This window comes from Pseudomonas purpurea, from assembly GCF_039908635.1.
GTDB classification, from domain to species: domain Bacteria; phylum Pseudomonadota; class Gammaproteobacteria; order Pseudomonadales; family Pseudomonadaceae; genus Aquipseudomonas; species Aquipseudomonas purpurea.
In genome coordinates this window covers 4,422,837-4,442,207 of record NZ_CP150918.1, presented here as the reverse complement: position 1 = coordinate 4,442,207, position 19,371 = coordinate 4,422,837, and the positions used below count along the sequence as shown (strand labels likewise).

Genomic DNA, 19,371 nt, shown 5'->3' with positions numbered 1-19,371 from the left:
CGCCAGGCTGTTTAGTCACTCTGTCTTCGGTACAAGGAGTTCCACCATGGCTGTCACCCAGGTTCGCCCCTTGCAGTTGCTGTTCGAAGAAGTGTTCAAAGAAGATCAGCGCAATAAAAAATATGCTGATCTGCGCACCTACATCGAACAGGGCGGCTCGGTATTCCCGTTGGTGGAAAAGGGGGTACAAGGCCTGGTGCGTGACTTCGGCTTGAGCCGGGAGGATGCGCAAAGCTATCTGCGGCGGGCCAATGCCTTGGCCATCTATGTGCGGCGTCAGTTCATCGAACAGACGTTGACCGGGGATGAAGCAGAGCCGAGCCAGCCGACGAGCGGGCTTTTGTCACTGGTGCCGGGGCCGAGTTTTGAGCAGCTGTTCTGGCCCCGCTTTGACAATTTTTGCCCTCCGGATGCGCTGGAGTCACTGGCCTCGCCGGTTGCCTATCTGATTGAACTGCTGCTGTGGATCAGCAATCGTATCGAGCTTCATGGCGACACTGGAAAAATGCCGCTCAATGAGCGGCGCACAGACCTTCTGACGTTGCCGGTTGACTTCAAGGCGGTGCATCAAGCGGTGTCGTCGGTGGGCATCATCATCCCGGTGCTGGAAACCTTCATCAGGGCCCACAGCGAGAGCCCTGATGACCTCGATCAGGCCATGAGTGCAGCGCGCTATCCCAACGGGCTGCCCTATTACCGGGACTGGACGACGATCGACTTTGTCGCCCGCCACCATGACCTGTCGGTGGGAGACGTGACGCGGGTGGTTGACTTGGCGTTTCCGTATTTTCTGCAACCCAATGGGCAGAGCACTGAGGCGGAGAGAGCCTTGCTGCATGCCTCTCGGTTGGGGCCTTACCAGCGGGAGTTGTTGACTGAGGATCCCAATGACAGTGAGGATCCCGATGACATTGAAGTTTTCTATCAGCAGAACTTTGGCGCCATGGGGTTGGAGTGGCAGAACATCAACCAGGTGATGTTCTTCTGTGAAAGGACAAAACTTGATGCCATGGGGCTTGAAGCGCTGCTTTCGATTCGAAGTTTCGCCCCGGTGCGATCCGTCAACGCGCCTGGGGGCGGCGATGAGCTGGTGCCAGACGGTGCACAGTCAGGTTCGGTCTATCTCAATGCAGGTCTGGCACCTTCTGTCGGTATCGATTTCAGGGTGGGACTGGGTGGGCCCCTTCACCGATTGAAAGATGCCAGTCATGCTCGATACGACCGAATGAATCGCAAGCTGCGTCTGGATCAATGGGTGGGGCTGCCCCCCGAGCAGGTGGATGCACTGCTCATGGCCGCTATCAATACCGAGACGCGGCCCCAGGCTCTAGAACACTCGTGCTGGATATCGAATCACACCCTGCGCGCCATTGGCTTGTTTCAGGGGTTGCGCGAGCGTTGCGGCTGCACCGTCGAGGACTTCGCGGTGTACATCGATGAACTGTCGATTTTCGGTCGTGGCGAAGTGCTCTCGCAGTTTGATCGGGTCTTCAATGACCAGGCGTTCTCCTCCACGCCCCTGGCACTCGATGGCAGCGACTTCCCGGTGTTTCCTGGTCCCGGTGAGGAGGCGTTGACGGTCAACCTGCTCTGTCGTGGCTTGAATATTAATCTGCACACGTACCGGCACCTGGCCGAGGCCATTGCCCAGGCTCAGAATAAGGGGAATACGCTGCACTGCGACGTGGCAACGGTCTCGAGTTTTTATCGCCTGGTGAAGCTGCCGCTGTTGTTGGGGATTACCCCGGTGGAGGGCATCGTCTTGCTCATGACGTTGGGGAACGACTGGCTCGAGGCGCTGGCCGGGGTTCCTCGGCTCCACTCCAATGAGCAGCAAGACACCACACCGGACGTGTTGAACGTGATTCACGCCATGGACGCGTGCGTACGCTGGTGCAATGAGCACACGCTGCCCGTGGCCTGGATGCTGCAGGTCGTTACGCCGATTACGGTGCCGGCAGCAACGTCCACGGATGAGCACAAGCTGTTCGAGCAACTGCGCAGCCTGCTGACAGCGGCGTTGTTTTCCAATACGGCGTTGTTGATGGCCGGTGTTCCTCCGCTGGCGAGTGGGGCTGACTGGCTGGATCTGCTGACGGCACTGGTCGACCGCGACGGTTTGGTGATTGTCCAGTCGCAGGCGATAGAGCCCGATTATCAGAAGTACGCCCTCGAGCAACTGGACCTGGCCGTCAGGGCCGGTATTGGTGAGGGCGATGAGGCCTCACGTGCCCAGATCGTCGAAAAAATGCTCGGGGTACTGCTGCAGGCCAGGGCTGGCCAGGTGTCAGTGGTCAGAGAGTGTCTGGCGGTGTACGCGGGGTTGCGCTCGGAGCTGGTGGTGTGGGTACTCGCCTGGGCGCAGGGCACCGTGCATCAAGTGCTCAGGCAAGCACTCGATCGAAAGACCGAGCGCGACGAGGTGGCGGTCTCCCGGCGACGGGTAGAGGACGAAGGGGATACGTTCCTGGTGTTACTGGCCGATGTGCAGCGTCGCAGTGCGGTGGTGATCAAGCTCGACCTCAGCGCCGCATTGCTGGAGGACTACTTGGCCTACGGTTACCGCGACTGGCTCAAGCGTGAGGACAAACACGAGTTCACCTTGAGTACGCTGTACTCCCTGACGGTACTCACCGGGGCATTCGCATTGGGCGCATCGGGGGACCAGCCGCCAGCAGCACTGCTCGATTACCTGCGAGAGGTCAACGCCTTGCCCGACGTGCTGACGGGGGATGCCTTAAGCCTGGCCCAGGAGACGGCGGCCATCCGGTTGGCGATTTTTTTCACCTGGAGCATCCAGGAGGTGCGCGAGTGCGCAAAGTGGGCCGATCCAGCTCAGGGCCTGATCAAAAGCCTGACGCAGCTGGATCTGTTGATTCGTGTCCGCACGTTGGCGGCCAGCAGTGGCATGGATGCACAGACGATTTTCCTGATGGGCAGCCTGCCGGCAGAGGTTGGCGGCGCGGCTTACTCACAGACGGCCGAACATGCACTGCTCAGCCTGTCTGCGCCCCCGGCACCCTTCGTACCCCACGACGGGGAGGCTCTGGAACACACGGTGACGACGACGTGCACTGTCGATCGTCGCGAGTTGGTGGCCAATAAACCCAATGAACGAGCCACGTACACGGTGACCGTTAAAGACCTCGGCGGGAAGGGCTTGAGCGGGGTCATGGTGTATTGGCAGACCGAGCTGGGCACCATCGTTGCAACTCCAACCTCGGTCTACGGGGTGGCCACGGCAGTGTTCACGCCAAGCGGCGTCATGGGCACCGTCGCCCCGAGTTATTGGCTGGCCCTGCATCCGAAACAGCAAGCGCCCAGTGTGGAGATCGGTGTTGATAAAGCTGAACTGTTCTTTCCTGCGCCGCTCAAGTCTCAGGTGCCGAACGGTGTTGTACCGGCAGGTCAGGAGGTCGAGCTGTTTGCGGTGATGAAGGATAAGTTTGGCAATCTGGGTATTGGCCAGCCCGTGCAGTGGAGCACTAAGGCGGCGGGGGTTGAAATTTCAAATCTGGTTATCCGCCCCAGCGAAGCGCTGACCAACCAGGAGGGGCTCACGCGGGTATTTGTCTCCAGCCCATCGGGGGGGACATTCGAGGCCAGAGTCACCAGCGTCGATAGCAATAAATCCTCGCTTTTTGACCCGATTACATTCGCCAGCAGCGTTCAGCACCGCTGACGGGTACCCCCTCAATCCGGGCAGCCGGCTCCCCGGTCGCGCCCAACCTGGCTATACCTCAGGAGCAACGATCATGGACAACCAGCACATCGCCGGCCTGCTCGAACAGCGCCGTACGGCATTGGTCGAGTACTGCATCGGGCAGCTTAAAAAGGGCCCGCCTGGCAGTGAGGGCGGCGAGTTCAATTTCTTGAGAACACCGGCCGACTTGTTCGAGCTCCTGCGCATGGACCCGCTGGACAGTTACCCGGTGCTGAACTCCCGGGTCGCCGAGGCGACCAGTTGTGCCCAGCAATACATCCATGCGGTGTACCGCAAGCTGGAGCCTGGGTATTCAGCCGTCGAGTTCGATAAACGGGATCTGAAAACCTGGGAGCTCTACAACAACTACCCGGACTGGGCCGCGTTACAGATGATCGCCCTGTACCCGGAAAACTACATCACTCCTTATGTGCGTCGACGCAAGACCAGCCTGTTCAAAACCCTCGAGAACAACCTGAACCAGACACGGCTGAGCACTGACTCGGTGCAGCTGGCCTTGCAGGATTACCTGCAAGCGTTCGAACAGACCTGCAACCTGGACGTGATCAGCGGTTACATGGACGGCATCTCGCCCACGCGCGCCGATTATTACTTTGTCGGTAGGCAGCGGGTGCAGCCCTTTCAGTATTTCTGGCGCAAGGCTGAGGTTGAGCTGACGTCCAACTGCCGGGGGATCAACCCGGCGGCGTGGAGTGAATGGCAACCGGTCGAGATTCCAGTCGGGGAGCGTGTGCTGGATATGCGGCCGGTGTTCTGGGGCGGACGTTTGTGTCTGGTCTGGGCGCAGTGGCGTGACAAGGTGGCGGGTTCACAGGCCGGTGAGTTCTTGCCATACAAGCTGGACATCCAGCTGGCGTACATGGCGCAGAACGGGCATTGGTCGGCGCCGTTGTCTTTGCATAGCTCTGAGCATAATGCGGATGGTTCGGCGGGCTGCCGGCTGGTTGCCACCGTGTTTGTCGACGACCAGCACCCCAAAGGTAAATTGGGGGTGTTGCTGACCAATCGCAGCAGTCCGATGCCTGAAATTCCTGTCGATGTGTACCTGATACGCGATGTCCTGTTCCGTAGCGTGCCCAATGACGATGGTGGCTGGCTGGCGCCATTGGCGGACCATCGTTTTGTCGGACCGGACATTGTGCAGCACCCAATTTTGCGCCAGAACGTTCCGAGCATTGTCGGCACCGACGACCCCAGCGGCAGCTTGACGCCGTACTACTCCTTAGAGGCGATGATTTTGCGCGCGGGTGCGCAGGATGTTCTTGTGGTCAGAGGCCTTTGCGCGGTGAAACCAGGTGCCACTGGGGTCACCAAGAACTTTGAATTGAGGTTGCTCAATGGGGCAGAGGGGGATCCTGCACCGATCACGGGGGATTTTTCCAATGCCGGTGGATGGAGTACTGCCTGGATGGCCGCTAAAAGGCCGGCGGGCGGTTTTGCAAACCCCGTCAATTTTGAATTCGGTGGTGTTACCTCAACGGATGGACTCGGGCGCAAAAAGTACGTGGTGACGGTGGGGGAGGTTGTGTCGTTTGTCCCGCCATCACTGGAAAAAACCAACGCCCAGGGCGCGCAGTTTCTCACCCTCAACCAGCCCGAACCGCTCCTCAAACATGTACGCCTGAACTCGTTGTTTGGCCCCGAGCTGGTGCAGCGCGCCAATATTTCGGTCGAGGCCGTGCTGGACTGGGAGACCCAGCACCTGCCAGAACCGGCCCCGACCGCAGGTCCCATCGACGAGCCCAACGGCGCGTTCGATGGCGCCAACGGGTTGTTTTTCTGGGAGCTGTTTTTCCATCTGCCGCACCTGGTGGCCTCACGGTTAAATGCCGAGAACCGTTTTCTGGAGGCTCAGCAGTGGCTGCATTATCTCTTCGACCCTCAGGCGCCAGCGGACTTGGCTGCGTTGCCCATCACGGCTTCACCCAAACCCCTTTACTGGCGTTGCCGGCCATTGGAAGGCCCTGGCAACCTGGGCTGTGAAGCCGAGGCGCCGACCGATCCGGATGCCATCGGCTATTCGGCTCCCAAGCATTTCAAGATTGTGGCGTTCACCGAGTATGTAAAAAACCTGCTGGCCTGGGGCGATGGGTACTATCGCCAGCTCACCCGTGACAGCCTGGTGGCGGCCAAATTGTGTTACGTGCAGGCCGAGTTCCTGATGGGCAAGGCCCCGACGGCGCGCACCGTCAACCGCTGGCAACCGAAAACGGTTGGTCAACTGTTGGCCGATGCCAGCACTCGTCCCGCGCTGGAAAGCTTCGAACAAAACCTGGTATTCACCCTGGCGGATGTGCCGGCCAAGGCCGAGGCAGCGCCCGAGCTTGGCCTGTTGGGGGTCAAAGGTTTTGAACAGCCGATCAATGAGCAGTTGCTGGAGCTGTTCGCCTTGCCTGGCGGCCGCCTGCATAACCTGCGCAATAACCTCACCCTCGATGGCAAGCCGCTGCTGATTCCGCTGTTCAGCCCGCCGACGGACCCCAACCAGCTGTTGCGGGACCTGGCCGCCGGCGGCGCCGGTTCGCCGCGGCCGATGGGCGGGCAACTGGTGGTGGTGGCGTTTCGTTGGCGGGTCATGTTCGAGGCTGCACTGCGTGCAGTGCAGACGTTGCAGGACCATGGCAACCAGGTGTTGCGCCTGCTCGAACAACGCGACCGGGCCGAGATGGAGGAGTTGCAGCACAACCATCTGGTGGATTTGGGAACCTACGCCCAGACCGTGCAGGAGCAGACCATCGCGCAGCTTGAGGCCAGTGTGACCGCGTTGGGGCAGAGCCGGGCGGTGGCGCAGGAGCGTGCGGATGCGTATGTGAAAAAGTATGAAGACAACGTGAGCGACGTTGAATACCAGGTCATGGATCAACTGCTTCAGGCCAAACAAATGAGCCTCACATCGAAGGCCATCAAGGGCGGTGGCGCAGTGATTGCCTCGCTCCCCAACATCTTCGGTGTAGCTAGCGGTGGGCATAGAGGGGAAAAGCTTGCGGATGCCATTGTCTATGGGCTGGAGCTTGGTTCCATGGCGCTGCAAATGGACGCGGAGAAAGCCGCCACCACCGAAACCTACCGCCGCCGTCGCGGCGAGTGGGCACTGCAACGCGATCAGGCGCTGGCGGAAGTCCGTGCCATCGACGAGCAAGTCACCGCGCAGACTCACGCCGTCGAAGCGGCCAAGGCCAGCCTGCGGCAAACCCTGCGGGCCAACGCCCACGCGCTGACGCTTTACACCTTTATCAAAAAGCGTGCGAGCAACGCCGAGCTGTTCGGCTGGCTGCTGGGCCAGCTCAAGGCCTTGCATTATCAGGCGTATGACGCGGTCGTCAGCTTGTGCATCAGTGCCCAGGCCTCATTGAGCTTTGAAACCGGCGATTACGATTCGCAGATTCCCCTGCCGCAGGTCTGGCTGGACGAGCGTCACGGGCTCACGACGGGGGAACACTTGAAGGTGCACTTGCTGCGCATGGAGCGTGAATACCTGCACCGCCATGAGCGGCGTCTGGAGTTGGTCAAGACGATCTCCGTGCGGCAATTGTTCAATGACACGGTGGACCCGCAAGAAGGTTTCAGTGACTGGAAAACTGCGCTTGCGGACCTGCAAAACACCGGCACGCTGGACTTCAAACTCACGCAATTGCTCTTCGATCGTGACCATCCTGGCCATTACTGCCGACAGATCAGCACGGTAGAAGTCGACCTGCCGGTCCTGGTCGGCCCCTTCGAGAATGTGCGGGCGATCTTGTCCCAGGTCCAGAGCGTCACGGCGACCAAGGCATCCACTCGCTCGGTGGAGTACCTGCACAACCCTGGCAACGCGGTGGCCCCTGCCGATGTACGGTTCAACCTGCGCAGTGGCCAGCAAATCGCGTTGTCGGTAGGTATTGGCGACACGGGCATGGCTGCGGTGAAACCCGATGACGGTTTGCTCAATCCATTCGAATGCTCGGGGGCGGTATCGCGTTGGACACTGAAGTTCCCTCGGCCACTCAAGGACCCGCAGAAAACCATGCTCTTGTCATTGACGGACATCATCGTGCGCGTTCGCTACACGGCCAAGGCCGGCGACCCGACGTTTACGCGCAGAGTCGAGGAACTGGTCAAAGGCAAGGATCCGGATGATCCACCGGCGTTAGCGCTTGATTGAACGTCGATACGCACGAGAAAACCGGACAGGGACAGGAGCAGGCAATCATGAGTGATCCGATTATTCAGGCCAATGCGAGCCTGGTACTCAATGGCGAATTTTACGAAGGGTATGAACACTGGGTAGAAGGCTCGACCAATCCCAGTTGGATTGATCGCGGAGACGACTCCTATAACGGCGAAGTAATTACTTATCTGATCGTTGGCAATCAAGCCTCGGTCAGTCAGGTGATCGAGGTGCCAAAGGACCTTCGCGCTAACGCCAATTACATCCTGAGCTTTCTTTGCGAATCGTGGCACTACGCAGCTGGCCGCGTGGAGGTCCGCATTGAAGGGAGTTCCGAACCTGCGCAGGTGATAACGATTCCTCCTGGCCGGTCTCGAAATAGCCAGGCACAACCCATGGAGTTCAAGCCTGTCGGGTACGAAGTCGAGTTGACGCTACCACTCAAACAAAACGACAGGGTTCGTGTCAGCGTGATCAGCCCGGCCAGCCGAGATGATGAATACGAGATGATCATCTTTATCACCCGGATCAAGATTCTCCTGCACCTGGAGCCGTTGGTGCTGCAACAGCTGACATTCGACGACCAGCCCCTGTCGCCGGAGCGCCCGTTGTACCTGTGTCTGGGGGCGAGCGGGAGTTATCAACACCGGCTTGGCTTTGTGCCGGCGCCGGACAATGCCTGGCTCGATACCCACGCCTCACTGAACAGCGAAGACAACCCGCAAGGTGCCATTGTGGCGACGCCGATGCTGGGGGTGGATCACCCGCTTGATGATCAATGGTTGCTCGACTGCCCGCTGATCGAGGGTGATGGCCCCCATGAGTTTTCGTTCAACTTGTTGAACAAGTACACCGCCGATGCCTACCCGATCCGGGTTTCATTCGGGCATCACCGGCTCGCCTTCCGTGAGGTCCTGGAGGCGGCTTACTATCCGGTTCTCGAGTACCAACAGCGCGTGCGCCTGGGGGTTCAGGTGGCGTCGCACTACACCGGTGAACCGCTTGACGGCCGGACGGTGAACTGGGGAGTAAGAGGGCAGCGGCAGACAACCTCGGTGCTCACCGATGGCGAGGGTTGGGCTTACTTCGATTACGCACCAGCCCGCGCGGGTGACGTTGTCATCGAGGCGTCGGTGGAGAGTCTGTACTACGCCAGCGGTGTGTTCACTCAAGGGTTTGACGTTCGGGTGCTGGCGACCGATCCCTGGAAAGAGATCATGGCTGTCATCGACGGCAAGGCAGCCCGTTGGGACGAGAAGACCGGCTACCCCAATCGCGGTACCCACTACCCGGTGACCGTGAAACTGCCTGACGACAGTCCATTGCTGGAGACCGAACTGTGGCTGCAGTGGGAGGGTGACTCCGCTGCCGAGTTGGGGGTGACGGTGAGTCCGCAGCTTGAAGAGCCGGTCCCGGTGAGCGCCGCTGAACTGACCTGGACCCTGACCTGCGATGATCGTCTCGATGGCAAGTTCGATCTGCTGCTGGGCTGCTCAAAGCTGTTGCTTGCGTCGAGCAAAAAACCGATGTCACTGGCACGCAACAGGGTCGAGATTGGCGACGTGCGGGAGGCCAACAAATCCCCGGTGGTGGATGAGCAAGAGAGTGTGCTGCTGATGGTGCAGGCGCTGCATATCCTCGCCAGTGGGCCTGGTGACCCGGTGGTCAATGCCTTGGTTGACTGGGTGGGGCCCAATGGCACGGTGTCCACCGTCACGGGGGCGGGGGGCTGGGCCAGTGTGCTGGATACGCCAAAAAACGCAGGGGCTTACACCATTACCGCAAACGTCAGGGCCCACGTGGACATGCCGCCGGTTGAGCGCGAGTTTGCAGTGACAGCGTTGGCGAGCAGCCCGTGGAAGGACAAAGTCTTGTTTCATCTGGATAACGAGCCCGTGGACCGGGCCACTGTCGGGATCGCCTGTCTACGTGACCAGTCGCATACCTTTCGCGTGACGCCGACGGCGGGTAGCCCGGTGAAGGACAAACCCATGAGCTTGACCTTGCGCGATGGAGCGCCGGATCTGGGGTTGACGATTGGAGTGCCGACCGCGACGTCGCAAGGTGGCTGGGAATGGAGGCTGAGCTCCGGGTTCAGTACCAGCCGCAGTGGCTTGTTCGAGTTGTCGCTCACGAGTACCGAGGTCTCGGGCGCTCGGGAGCTGTCCGGGCGTTTACTTTCCGAAAATCTGGCCGATGAAGGGCACATCGTGCTCGATCAGGTGTCGGCAACGGTGGGCAACCAGACGCTCTATCCGTGTCTGGGGGCGCTTCATCGTTACAACTTCTTGCCCCATGCCCTGAGTCCGCTGATCGGATTGAACTTAAAACTGGAATGGTCGGGCAAGCCCGCCGATGAGCTGGGGGTAACGGTTACACCTGAGTTGCACCTGCCTCAGGCCATCAGCGCCGGGGGCGCAGCCTGGGCGCTGGACTTCTCCGCCAGTCAGAACAACGGCCAGTTTGCTCTGGCGCTGGCGCTGCCTCAGCTCTCGCTGACGTCCACCGCCAATGTGATGCAACTGGCGCACAACAAAGTCAGGATCGAGGCGCTGCACGAAGCGGCCGTGGACCCGGTCGTCGGGCAGGATCGTGCCTGGCTGTGGGTTCAAGTGGTGTCCGCGTTCACCCGGCAACCGGTCGCGCAGGTGCCTGTGCGGTGGCGCGGGGATACTGCACCGGACGTGGTGAACACCGACACCCGCGGCTGGTCCGGCTATGCCTTCACGCCGGTGGCCGCGCAGCGGTATGACGTTGAGGCGCAGGTTTCCAGCCCTTATGACGATTATCAGGACAAACGTTCCATGATCGTCAACGCGCTGGCGAGCGATCCGTGGCAGGAACTCAAGGTCAGCTTTGATCTGCAGCCCGCCCAGGACTGGGGCGCCAAGACGTATTTCCCTCGGCGCAAGGGGGAGCACAGTCTTAAGTTGTCGGTGCCGGAGGGCAGTCCGTTGCTGGATCAGTACGTGACGCTGGGGTTGACGGGCACAGGCCCTGCCGAGCTGGGCCTGAGCTTCGCGTCGTCGGCCCTCGGGGTGCCGCAATTGATGACCCATCAGGGGTTGAGCTACACGCTCAAGGGGGGAGACCTGAAGAATGGCAGTTTTGCGCTGCGCCTGGCCGCGTCGCGGTTGTCGAACCTGTCATCGGCCAATGCGCTGTCGCTGGGCAGCGGTTCGCAGGTACTGAAAATCATCGGGAACAACCGTGTTCATCAAACACTCGATTGGGGGCAGGAGCTGTATGAGCAGGTGACAGTGGTGTCTGCCGTCAGCGGCAAGCCGATGTCCGGTTGGACCGTGACCTGGCGCAGCCCCGACCTTGGGGCGGTGACAACGGTGACCGATTTTTATGGTGTGACGCGGATCAACTTCACTCCGAAAACCCCGGGGGCCGCCGAGCTGAGGGCAACGGTGGGGGATGAGGTGTATTCCGAGTCGGCTTCGTTGGCGTTTGTGGTGAATGAGCCGCGTGAAATCAAGACATTGGTTCGCGTCGGTCAGGGCGCCTATCCGGGGGAAGAGGGTGAGGCACAGGCCACCATGGTGTCGGCTCTTACCGGTCAGCCTTTGAGCAATGTTGAAGTGATGTGGGAGTTTGCCGGCCTTTCGCTGGCCCCGACGCGGACCGATGCCGAGGGCAAGGCGAGTGTTCGTTTCAGGCTCGGTGCGCCTGGTGATGCGGTGTTGGTGGCCTCGGTGCGTGGAGGGCTGGGGGGCTGGGATACGGCTTCGTTGTTGTTTACGACGCAGGAAGATGCGTTGTTGCTTGAAGGCCTTTCTACCGAAAAACCGACTGTTTATCTTGGGGAAGAAGCTGCTGCTCAAGCCAGGGTCGTTTATGGCCGTAGTGGTGCGCCAGCGCACGGTGCACAGGTGAGCTGGAGCTTCCCGCAGTTGCAGTTGTTACCCTCGCTCACCGATGCCGATGGAAGCACGAGCGTCAAGTTCAAGCCTGCGAATATCGGGACGTTTGACCTGATTGCAACGACCAGTGGCAGTGGCTCTGCCTCAAAAAGCCAGGCATTTACGGTGCTGGATCCACTCACGGATCCAACACATGCCAAGGTAGCGGCTGTTACTGCATCGAAGAATCCGGTTGGTATCCGGGAGTATGTGACGTTTACAGCCAGGATCGTTGCCACAGTCTCCGGGGATCCGATGCCAGGCAGAGAGGTGTTTTACTCGGTGGCGGGTAGTGGCTATTTATCGGCGACGACTGATCACAAGGGTGAGTTGTCGCGCATTTACAGTCCTCTTGAGGCTGGGGGTTTAAGTTTTTCGGTCGAACTGCGTAATCCGGGCGGGACTACCGAATCTGGTAGCGTCACCGTAACGGTGGAAAACTTATCGGAACCAGAAAGCCGCACTTGATTGGTGGCGGACAAGTGGCTTTTTAACATGGCTACATCACGCCTGCTTTTTTCCTGCTCAGATACTGCGTGACTAATCCGGTCCCCAGTTCTGAGGGTCGCACATCCAGCACCGACACTCCCTGGGCGCTCAACTGCTCATGGAGTTCGGTCCGTGCATTCAAGTAATCCACCGTGCCGCAATAGGCCCAGGGCGTCGGGCAAGGTGTGCACGGGGGCATGGCGCAGGTGGTCCAGGACTTCTTCGCGCAGGCTGGCCACCAGCACTTGATGGTATCGGCTCAGGCGTTTTACAGCGCTGAGCAGCTCGTGGTCATCGTCATCGCGCAGGTTGGTCACCAGCACCACCAGGGCACGGCGTTTCTGGCGTGTCAGCAACTGGCTGGCAGCGGCCTGGTAGTCGGCGGGTCGCTGGCTGCTGTCCAGGTCGTAGACGGCGTTGAGTAATACGTTGAGCTGGCCGCTGCCTTTGATGGGGGCGAGGTAACGCGTTTGGTCGCCGGCAAAGGTGCTCAGCCCCACGGCGTCGCCCTGGCGCAGCGCGACGTAACTGAGCAGCAGGCAGGCGTTGAGGGCGTGGTCGAAGTGGGTCAGTTCACCGTCCTGGCTGCGCATGCGCCGGCCGCAATCGAGCAGGAAGATGATTTGCTGGTCGCGTTCATCCTCATATTCCCGTGCAATCGGCGTGCGCTGGCGAGCGGTGGCTTTCCAGTCGATCTGGCGCAGGCTGTCGCCCTCACGGAACTCGCGCAGTTGATGAAATTCCATACCCAACCCGCGCCGTTGTCGCTGGCGCACGCCCAGTTGACTGAGCCAGTGGTCGACTGCCCGCAGTTGGGCGCCATACAGGCGCGAGAAATCCGGGTAGACACGGGTGTCGTTTGCGACGCTTACAAAACGCCGTGCGGTCCACAAACCCAGCGGGCTCGGGAGGCTGATCTCACACCGTTCAAAGGTGAAATGCCCGCGCTTGAGCGCACGCAAGCGATAGTGCAAACGGCTCTGCTGGCCAGGTTGCAGCTCGACCTGTTGCGGCAGGTGCTCGATGCTCAAACCGTCCGCAACGTGGTCGAACACCGTAACATTCAGTGCGTGTGAACAGTCGTGTTCAATGTTCAGTTGAATTTTCCCCCAACGCCCGAGTGCCAGGCTTGTGGGAACCTGCCGTTGTACCCGTGGCGACGGCACGCGCCTGAGCCGGGAGGCATCCAGTACCGCCAGCAGTAAAAGTGCCAGCAGCAAGCCCCAATTGATCGACAGCAGGCTGGGCGCGATGTCCAGTCCCAGTGCCCTGCAACTGCCGGGCACGATGCTCAAACCCAGCAGGATGGCGAGCCAGGCCAGCAGCAGGCGAGAGGGTTTCATGGGGTGAGGGTCCTTGTCATAGGGCCACCGACCTGTTTGCAAGGCATACGAGTTGTGGCGAGGGAGCTTGCTCCCGCTGGGTTGCGCAGCAGCCCCAAAAACCGCCAACGTGTAATGTCAGGTAAAACGCGTCTACCTGTTTTACGACTGCTGCGCAGCCGAGCGGGAGCAAGCTCCCTCGCCACAGGGTTAGGTGTCATCGACATCGCGATACTCACACTCTTGGTGCCGGGACTTGCTCAAGCAATTGCTTGAGCACCTGATCGACATCCAGCCCTTCGATGTCCAGTTCCGGGGCGATTCGCACGCGATGGCGCAGCACCGCCAAGGCGCAGCCTTTGATGTCATCGGGGATCACAAATTCACCGCCGCGCAACAGCGCCCGGGCCCGGGCACCGCGCACCAACGCGATGGATGCACGCGGCCCGGCGCCCAGGGTCAGGCCGGGCCAGCTGCGCGTGGCACGGGCCAGGCGCACGGCGTAATCGAGGACCTGATCGTCGAGGGGCAGGTCGCTGGCGATCCGTTGCAAGGCCTGTACATCCCTGGCCTGTAGAACGACGCGCAAGGGCTGCACTTCCAGCATGTCGGCGCGGGTCGAGCGACAGACCTGCCGGACCATGTTCAGTTCTTGCTCGGCGTCCGGGTAGTCCATACGCACCTTGAGCATGAAGCGGTCCAGTTCGGCCTCGGGCAGGGGGTAGGTGCCTTCCTGTTCGATGGGGTTCTGGGTGGCCAGCACCATGAACGGTTGCGCAATCGGCAGGGCCCGGCCTTCGAGGGTAACCTGGCGTTCCTGCATGGCTTCAAGCAACGCGGCCTGGGTTTTGGCCGGCGCACGGTTGATCTCGTCGGCCAGCAGCAGGTTGGTGAACAGCGGGCCTTTGCGCAGCTTGAATTGCTCGGTGTGCAGGTCGTAGACCGCATGCCCGGTAACATCGCTGGGCATCAGGTCCGGGGTGAACTGAATCCGCGCGTACTCGCCCGCAAAGCAGCGTGCCAATGCCCGCACCAGCAGGGTTTTACCCAGGCCGGGCACTCCTTCGAGCAGCACATGGCCGCCAGCGATCAGTGCCGTGAGGACGTCGTCGATCACGGCGTTTTGACCGATCACGACTTTTTGCAGCTCCAGGCGCACCGCCTGCGCCAGTTGGCTGGCCCGTTGTCGTTGTTGGGCGGCGTGGCTTTGGCCGGTGGGCTCGATCTGTTCACTCATAAGGCATTCCTGAGGGTTTGCAGGTGGGCGACCTGACGGGCGAAGTCAGCGCTGGACAGCCGCTGTTTTGGCCGTGGGCTGAGGGCCTGGCTGATGGTGCGGGTGGGTTGGCGGGTCAGGCGTGCGAGCACCTGCCATTGTTCGGTAACGCCAAGGTGTTCGAAGCCTGGGTGACGGTGCCGCGCCCGACGCAGAAGGTCTTGCTGCAACGCTTGCAACAGACGCTCCTGCCCGTTGCGCCGCAGCAGAAAGTCGGCACTGGCCCGCACATGTTCCTGAAGTTGCCGACGTGCCTTGGGAGGTGGTGCCTGCAGAGGGCCGTGACGCAACGCCACGTGCCAGATCCACAGGCCAATCAATGCGGCCAGCGCCACCAGCGCCTGCGGGAAATAGCGCAGCAACAAAGTCAGCAGGTCATCGTGATCCATATTGAAGACCAGCGTCACGTCGGTGCCCGAATACAAGTACCAGAGCAACCAGGCGTTGTCGTAGCGCCCGATGTTCGGGGTTTTCCAGAGGTCTGCATCGGTGACCACGGTGATCGAACCCTGGCCGTAACTCAGTTGCATCAGGTGCGTGGCCAGGGCGCTGTTGGCCCAGGAGTCAGCGAGGTTGTTCGGGTCTTCAAGGTGGAACTCGGTGTCGAAGCTGGCGTAGGCCGGGGCGTCTTCGTCTTCCAGATACAGTTTGGTGAGGTTGGGGTATGGGTCTTCGCCGATGTCGGGTGGCGGTTCTTTCAGGTCTTTGCTCAAGGATTGGTGCAGTTGCACCCGGTCGAGCAACAGGTCGCCGCTGCTGGCGGTTCTTTCATCCCAGAGCGCCTCGGCAACCATCAGCACCCGGCCGCCGGCCCGCGCCCAGTTCAGCACCTGATCGGCCTGGCGTGGGGTTATGTTCGAACGTTCGCCCAGCAGCAACAGGCTGTGCCCGTTCGGCTCCAGGGTCGCCAGAATGCTCAGGTTGTTGGCGTGGCTGACATTCAGCCCCTGTTTGCGCAGGAAGTGCTCGGCCGCCAGGTACGGATTGGCCCGAGCTTCGGGTGAGGGGCCGTAATCGATAACCTCCTGATAAGGCGTGGCATTGAAATACACGGACAGGCCCAGGGCGGCCAGCAAACCGATAACCGGCACGCCGAGCAGCCACCACAGGCGCCGGTTCAATGCACCGCTCCCGGACCGAACACATCGCGCCAACCCTGGCAGAGCTGCTGTTGCAGAAGGGGCGGTGGCAAGCGATGCCCGTAGGCCATGTTTTGCCAGTGTCGGGTCAGCTCGGTGCTGAAGGTCAGCAGGGCGGGTTGCTGCAATTGCCTGATCCGCTCCAGCACCTGGCCTTCGGTGTCGGCAGGGCCGAGGGGGAGGGCGAAGTCATGCTGCACGCGGCTGAGCAGTGCGCGATACAGCAATCCGAGCGCCTCCCGAGGCTGGGTCTGCCAGAGGCGTTCAGCATGGGCGGCCACGTCATCGGGCAAGGTTTCGATGTCGGGATCAGTTCGTGTGGCCAGCGTAGGTGATGGTGCGCGTCGGGCGGGTGGTCGTCGACCGACAAAGGCCTGTACCCCATCGCGATAACGCCAGATCAGCCACGCTGCGGCGCTGATCACGCTGGCCCAGAGCAGAATCTCCAGCACTTTGGTGATGTGGCTCAACGTGTGACTGTCGAGCCAGTCAAAGAGGCGTTTCAACCAGTCTGGTGTCTTTTCATCGCCTGACGCTTCGGGCTGATTCTCGCCGAAGCGATAGCGGGTAACGGTTTGCGTGTTCTTGAAGGGCGGGGCGTCGAGAATGACGTTGATGCTGTCTTGTGACGCCTGGCTGGTCAGCGGCTGTGTCAGCAGGCGCGGGCTGTCGGGTGATGCGGGAGGCTCGTCGGCCCAGAGTGGCTGGGCGCCGGTTATCAGCAACAAGGTGCCCAGCAGCAGAGTGACGGCAACGTTGCTGAGCCGTTGGCGTAATCGGCGGAACACCAGTTCGATGTCCCAGGCTTCCAGTACGGTGCGCCGGTTCAGGTAGAGGCTGAAACCGCAGGCGACGTAAATCGGTTCCCAGACGATCAGCACCAGCGCGTAAAAGGCGTTGCTCAGGTGCTCCAGCCACAACCAGTCCTGCTCGGACGCGGCGATCAGCGTCTGCCAGTCCCACTCGAATTCGATCTGTAGCGGCAACATCAAGTAGAACAGCGTCATCAAGCCGATCCACAACGCGCTTTCCAGGTGTACGCCGATCACCGTCAGCCAGCGGGCGGCGCTGGTGTTGTGCTGTTGCAGCACCCGCAAACGTTGTTGCCGTGCCTGTCCGCCCAGGCCCTCCAGTTGCATCACGGGCATCACGAAGCTGCGGCTGAGGCTGAACCGGCGCCAGGTCAGGCTCGCCAGCAGTTGCGGTTTGAGCAGGCGTGGCCATTGGCGAAGCGCCTGTTTCAGGCTGGGTGTTTCATCGAACAGGGCGGTTGAGAGGATGTACAGCGGCAGCCGTTCGAACGCCGGTTTCAGCCACCAGAAAATCAGCAGGGCCAGAGACGGTGAGTCCCACAGCAACAGGCTCAACAGGCCGAACACCGGCAGGGTGACAACGGCCCAGCTGATCATCAGCAACCGGCGATGTTGCTGGCTCAACAACACCCCCAGGTCCATGGCTTCCCAGGGCGTACGTGGACGGATAACGACGCTGGCATCACTCAGGCGCATGGGGCGTTCGTCCGGCCAGGGTCAGGTAAGCGGCGACCAACAACCATAGCCCGGCGCCGACCCGGTATTTGGTCTGCGGTGAGGGCCCGGCCAGGGATGACCAGTAGGCTTCGATGAACGCCGCGATCAGCAGAAACAGCATCACCCCGGCAATCAGTTGCACGCTTGTGCGGGCGGCCAGTTGCAGGGCTTCGCCCCGTGAAAGGCGCCCCGGTGCAATCAGCGCCCACCCCAGTTTCAACCCGGCCGCCCCGGCGAGCACGATGGCGCTGAGTTCGAACGCGCCATGGCCAATGACGAATGACCAGAAGCTTTGCCCGAAACCCATGTGCGTCAGGTGACCGGCGACGGCGCCAATCATCAGGCCGTTGAATAGCAGGAAAAACACGCTGCCCAGACCAAAGAGCAGGCCACTGGCGAAGGTCTGAAAGGCAATCGTGATGTTGTGCATGATGTAGTAGCCGAACATCAGCCAGTTCTGGCTGGACGCCTGTTCGGTCGTGCGCCCCATTTGCCCGGTGGCGGGGTCGTAGAGGTTTTGGATGGCACTCACCTGTTCCTCCGGCATCAGGCTGTAAATCAGTGGCGGAAACAGATAGACCAGCAATCCGATACCCAGCAGGCTGCCAAGGAACACCAGGCTGGCCAGCAGTACACATCGCCATTGCTCACGCACCAGCCGGGGGAAACCGGCGAGGATGAAGCCCAGCAGGCTGGCGCCGAGTCGGGTGCGATGCCGATAGAGTTGCTGGTGGCCCCGGAGTACGAGTTGTTGCAGCGGGTCGATCAGGAAACTGCTGTAGCCGCGAGCTTGGGCCAGTGCCAGATGCTGGCAGATGCGACGGTAGTCCTTGGGGAAGTCGGTGTCTTCGGTGGTGCGAGCCTTGCCACGTTCAAGCCGCTGCAAGCATTGGGAGAATTGCTCCCACTCGGTGTGATGACGGGCTTCGAAGAGGCTTTGCTTCATGTCGGCCCCAGCAAGCCACGGGCGATGCCGTTGAGTTCTGTGACCGCCTGGGCGGCCGGCACCTTTAGCGGCCCGGCGAGGAGGGCGGCCAGTTCGCTGACACGGTCGGCGGACAGTTCACTTTGGCGTTCGGCAAAACCGAGGATGGCGCGCTGCTCTATCAGGCTGAGGGCAAACGGGGCATGCCGCGCCTGTGCCGCAGGCAGTTTGGGCCGGGTGAGCGGTTGCTCGCGGTAGATCACCAGAGTGCCGGCAGCCAGGTCGCCGAGTCGCTTGAAGGTCGGGTGTTGCAGGCAACTGAGGGCGCCGAAGAAGTAACCGAAGGGCAGCATGTCGACAAACCGCAGCAGGTTGCGGGTCAGCGAAGGTCCCCAGTCGATGGGCGTGCCGTCATCCCGTACGACGCGCAATCCCATGATCTGCTTGCCGGGTGAGCGGCCCTGGTTGAGCACCTCGAACAGCACCATGTACAACCAACTGACCACCAACAGCAGAATCGAGCCCAGGCCCAGCCCCAGTTCACCGAGAGACACCAGGGCAATAAACAGCAGGCCGAGGATCAGCCCGCGAAACGCCAGGTCGATCGAAAACGCCAATGCACGCGGCATCAGCCCGGCCGGTCGCAGGGGCAGGTCGACACCTTCAGGCGTTTCGACCTTGTACCCGGTGTCCAGTGGCGGGTGCAGCGGTGCAGTCCGTGGCAGTGCTGGGGTCTCGAACATGGGCAACCTGATGATGTGGCCGGAACGGGATTCAATACCCGCTCGATGCTAGCAGCCTTGCGGGAACGAACGACATAACTATGTATGACAAGGTAGCAGCCGGAAAATGTTTGAATGGCAAGAATGCTGGTCGACGCGGGTAGTGAGCGCCTAGACTTCGCCGGTCTTC

8 protein-coding genes and 1 pseudogene are annotated in these 19,371 nt (G+C 60.9%); 3 read left to right on the top strand and 6 right to left on the bottom strand.

Annotated features, from left to right (window positions below; genetic code table 11):
* Positions 1 to 46: 46 nt before the first annotated feature.
* The 3 genes from AABM54_RS19875 (at position 47) to AABM54_RS19865 (ending at position 12,247) form a co-directional block, all read left to right on the top strand.
* Positions 47 to 3,682, top strand: a complete 3,636-nt coding sequence (locus AABM54_RS19875) for a Tc toxin subunit A (RefSeq protein WP_347901690.1) — start codon at positions 47 to 49, stop codon at positions 3,680 to 3,682.
* 73 nt (positions 3,683 to 3,755) lie between these two features.
* Complete coding sequence (locus tag AABM54_RS19870; RefSeq protein WP_347901689.1) at positions 3,756 to 7,865, top strand: neuraminidase-like domain-containing protein; 4,110 nt, start codon at positions 3,756 to 3,758, stop codon at positions 7,863 to 7,865.
* Positions 7,866 to 7,912: 47 nt separating this feature from the next.
* Positions 7,913 to 12,247: a hypothetical protein gene (locus AABM54_RS19865; RefSeq protein ID WP_347901688.1), complete on the top strand. Its 4,335-nt coding sequence runs from the start codon at positions 7,913 to 7,915 to the stop codon at positions 12,245 to 12,247.
* Between the two features lie 31 nt (positions 12,248 to 12,278).
* Here the strand turns inward: AABM54_RS19865 and AABM54_RS19860 are convergent.
* From AABM54_RS19860 to AABM54_RS19835, 6 genes and pseudogenes are all read right to left on the bottom strand, one after another.
* Positions 12,279 to 13,611, bottom strand: a pseudogene (locus AABM54_RS19860) (DUF58 domain-containing protein).
* A 214-nt stretch (positions 13,612 to 13,825) separates the two neighbouring features.
* On the bottom strand, positions 13,826 to 14,827 hold the full coding sequence (locus AABM54_RS19855) for a MoxR family ATPase (protein WP_347901687.1): 1,002 nt from the start codon (positions 14,825 to 14,827) through the stop codon (positions 13,826 to 13,828).
* Positions 14,824 to 15,987, bottom strand: coding sequence for a DUF4350 domain-containing protein (locus AABM54_RS19850; RefSeq protein ID WP_347901686.1), 1,164 nt, complete (start codon positions 15,985 to 15,987; stop codon positions 14,824 to 14,826). The genes AABM54_RS19855 and AABM54_RS19850 overlap by 4 nt, the downstream gene beginning before the upstream one ends.
* On the bottom strand, positions 15,984 to 17,513 hold the full coding sequence (locus tag AABM54_RS19845) for a DUF4129 domain-containing protein (RefSeq protein WP_347901685.1): 1,530 nt from the start codon (positions 17,511 to 17,513) through the stop codon (positions 15,984 to 15,986). Before AABM54_RS19845 ends, AABM54_RS19850 begins: the two co-directional genes overlap by 4 nt.
* The gene (locus tag AABM54_RS19840) at positions 17,500 to 18,480 is read right to left on the bottom strand and encodes a stage II sporulation protein M (RefSeq protein WP_347901684.1); all 981 of its coding nucleotides are present in this window, start codon (positions 18,478 to 18,480) and stop codon (positions 17,500 to 17,502) included. Before AABM54_RS19840 ends, AABM54_RS19845 begins: the two co-directional genes overlap by 14 nt.
* Entirely contained in the window at positions 18,477 to 19,202 is a 726-nt protein-coding gene (locus AABM54_RS19835) for an RDD family protein (protein WP_347901683.1), read from the bottom strand. The genes AABM54_RS19840 and AABM54_RS19835 overlap by 4 nt, the downstream gene beginning before the upstream one ends.
* Positions 19,203 to 19,371 lie beyond the last annotated feature (169 nt).